The organism is Sulfurimonas sp., assembly GCF_023228785.1.
In the GTDB taxonomy this organism is placed as follows: Bacteria; Campylobacterota; Campylobacteria; order Campylobacterales; family Sulfurimonadaceae; genus Sulfurimonas.
The window spans coordinates 1-2,679 of sequence record NZ_JALOAN010000081.1; the positions used below are offsets into that span (position 1 = coordinate 1).

The following is a 2,679-nucleotide window of genomic DNA, read 5'->3' on the forward strand; positions in this document are numbered from 1 at the left end:
TCTGCGGGTTCCATTTCCTTGAGGCGGTTACGCCACGCGAAACCCTTTGGGTGTAGCGACGAATGATACCGAGCCGCCATATTGACGTACCGATCAAAGATGTCAGCCGTCGTGGATGAACCAGTCGTGCTGACTATCTGTCGAAACGATGTCGCACTTTCATACCCAAGCGAACGCATCACCGTATTCAATATCATGGTATAGCGCGTATCTGCCACGGCCTACCTCCACAGGTGATCGTTGCAATACTTGGATATATCATCCGTAGTGCGATTCCATTGCTCTTCTGCCGCATAGAACGCATGTGCATACGGACCGGCTTCGGACTGTATCAATACATCGGGTGGTATTTCGGTGCTCTTTTGTAGTGCCTTCTCGCGACGTTGTATAGTCTCTGCGAGATTACTGACGTGGGCTTCCATTGCGCGACGCTGTTCTTTGTATCGCGTCGGATTCTGCATGAGCGCGGATACCCACTCTTGATAGACGACGGTGTAGACAAGTAAGTCGAGAAACTCACGCGGGAACTCCCATGCTGTGCTGTTTGGAGATTGTCGCGTTATCGCTGTCGGCTCACGGTAGTGATCGAAGGTGATCGTCTCGTTTGTGATCGCTTCAACGGTAATCAGCTTGTCACCCTCAACCGCATACATAAAGCCACGAGACTCGTCCCGGTACTTATACTTCGCGGAATCGTCACCCTGATCGTACTGATCTCGCGCGAAGTCGATCATGTTTGATGTTTCCAACTGCCAAGCGTAATCTTCGCCTTCCGACTTTACCCGTGCTGGGCGACCACGCCAACCTGTGATACCTGTCATTGCAACACCATCGGAGTCGGTAGCCGTTACGGTAGACAGATTGATTGATCGTCCCGATGTCCACGTAAACGTAATATCGCGCTCACGGACAACACCAAGATCGTATTCATCGTGGAATTGCTCGTAAGCGCGAACAAGGCCGTCACGTATCGACAACCGGCGTTCTCGATTGTCGCCGGTGATTCCGGGGGTTAGGCGAAAGACTTCCTCAATCGTCTCACCCACAGTCGTAAAGCGGAAGCCGAGTGCGGCCATATTGGATTACTCCTCTTCATCGTCTTTAGGAAGCGGCGGTACGTGAGTGTGCGCTGCGCTGTTCAGCATATTCGACACCAGCCTACGTGTCAGGGGCGGCTCCACTTTTGACATGGCGCTCGCAGCGGCAGGTAGGTTCGGGAACGTCTTGCCAAGGTGCTTCTCCGCTACCGATACAAGCTCCGCTCCACGATTGATGAGCCAACGATAGGTGGCAGGTAGCTCCATTGTGCTCACCTCAACTACCGGCTCCTCCTCGTCTTCCGGCTCCTCAACCTCTTCGACGGCCTCCGGCTCTGGTTCGTCCGGTGTTTCGGCTTCAACCCTCGGAGCGCCTTCCGCATCTGCAATCACTTTCTTCGTCGGGTCGAGCGCATCCGGGAGTCGCTTATTGAGTTCTTCCAACTGCTCCTTCGTGAACGATGAAAGCGTGTTGGCGATATTCCCAACAACATCCGCTTTCTCGTCGTCATGCGGGCGGAAGCGATAGTCAAATGGGCCTTCGTACGGAACGACTGCTGAGCACTGAAGCTCCTCAGCGATAAGGTCGTTCTTCACGTAGGCGATGATCTTGTTCATGCAGTGTGGGCGCTTGCGATAGCTTATGAGTTCCGAAGTCCCACCCCTACCAAATGCCGTGCGGTCACGCGGAACGCGGTCTTCACCGCCTACCCACTCCAAGAAAACTGCCATCATTCCCTCCGATAGTTTCTGTACGTATGATACGCCCCGCCCTCTTTGGTGAGAGCGGGGCGGTGATGGTGCGTGGTTAGTACTCGTTGACGTACGGAATCAGATGCTCCGATAGGATGAACGTTGTGTCGTTATTCACACCGCCGGTAAACTCAAACCGGATGTCTATCGACTGGTTTCCGTCCCACATTCCGGGCGGGAAGTACTTGTTCCACGCGAAATCCCACTCGTAAAACTGGTCGGATTCTGAGAAATCGAAACTCAACGTATCCGTATTCAACGTACTGCGGAACCATACCGTAGTAGAACTCGCCGTCTTGTACCCGATGAGCGGCCTGATGATGAAGGTGCAGGAATCAGCACTATCGTCAGTTCCACCGCTATTGAATGTAATGATGTACTTCGCAGAATCCGGCCACACATTCTTGTCGGAATGCGTCCACCGCAAATCCCGCGTTGTGAAGGTTACGCCGGTATCAATTCCGGTGCTCACTAAGGTAAGGGGCGTCGTTGACGTGCCTTTACCGTCGATTACATCAGGAACCAGCCGGATAGCTTGCACCGGAAGGTACCCGATGAGTACCACTATTGCAGCGATTGCGAGTATCTTACCGTATCGCCGCAGGTAATTAAGAGCCGTCTTCATGGCTTTTTCTCCTGTAAAAAGTGAACTGACGATGATGGGGTAGGCTATAAACCTACCCCATCATGCGGCGATTACTCGTACTCCATCTGCGTTGTGCTCTGCGTTGGGCACACACAAACCATATGTCCCAATAGTTCACGCTCGGTAGTCGTTCCAGACGTCGAACCCTGAAGCAGGTAGCTCAGCGGCTTCGCACCCGAAATGATGTACGCGCCCTTCTGGTACGTGTGGTGGTCCGGCTTGAACTCGGTGAACTTGAGCTTG

The 2,679-nt window shown here is 53.3% G+C and carries 5 protein-coding genes; all 5 read right to left on the reverse strand.

Annotated features, from left to right (window positions below; all coding sequences use genetic code 11):
• A partial coding sequence (locus tag M0Q24_RS11630; protein WP_295050840.1) for a hypothetical protein occupies window positions 1-218 on the reverse strand: 218 nt, incomplete at its 3' end.
• Window positions 219-221: 3 nt separating this feature from the next.
• Window positions 222-1,076: a hypothetical protein gene (locus M0Q24_RS11635; protein ID WP_295050842.1), complete on the reverse strand. Its 855-nt coding sequence runs from the start codon at window positions 1,074-1,076 to the stop codon at window positions 222-224.
• 6 nt (window positions 1,077-1,082) lie between these two features.
• Window positions 1,083-1,655 carry a hypothetical protein gene (locus M0Q24_RS11640; protein ID WP_295050844.1) on the reverse strand — a complete coding sequence of 191 codons (573 nt, stop codon included), beginning with the start codon at window positions 1,653-1,655 and terminating at the stop codon, window positions 1,083-1,085.
• Window positions 1,656-1,845: 190 nt separating this feature from the next.
• A complete protein-coding gene (locus tag M0Q24_RS11645; protein ID WP_295050846.1) occupies window positions 1,846-2,415 on the reverse strand; it encodes a hypothetical protein in 570 nt (189 codons plus the stop codon).
• 71 nt (window positions 2,416-2,486) lie between these two features.
• The coding region (locus M0Q24_RS11650; RefSeq protein WP_295050848.1) for a hypothetical protein at window positions 2,487-2,679 on the reverse strand (193 nt) is incomplete at its 5' end.

Excerpts from the sequence above, each read along its gene's own strand:
- M0Q24_RS11635 (WP_295050842.1), bottom strand. The coding sequence starts at position 1,076 with ATGGCCGCACTCGGCTTCCGCTTTACGACTGTGGGTGAGACGATTGAG.
- M0Q24_RS11640 (WP_295050844.1), bottom strand. The coding sequence starts at position 1,655 with ATGAACAAGATCATCGCCTACGTGAAGAACGACCTTATCGCTGAGGAG.
- M0Q24_RS11645 (WP_295050846.1), bottom strand. The coding sequence starts at position 2,415 with ATGAAGACGGCTCTTAATTACCTGCGGCGATACGGTAAGATACTCGCA.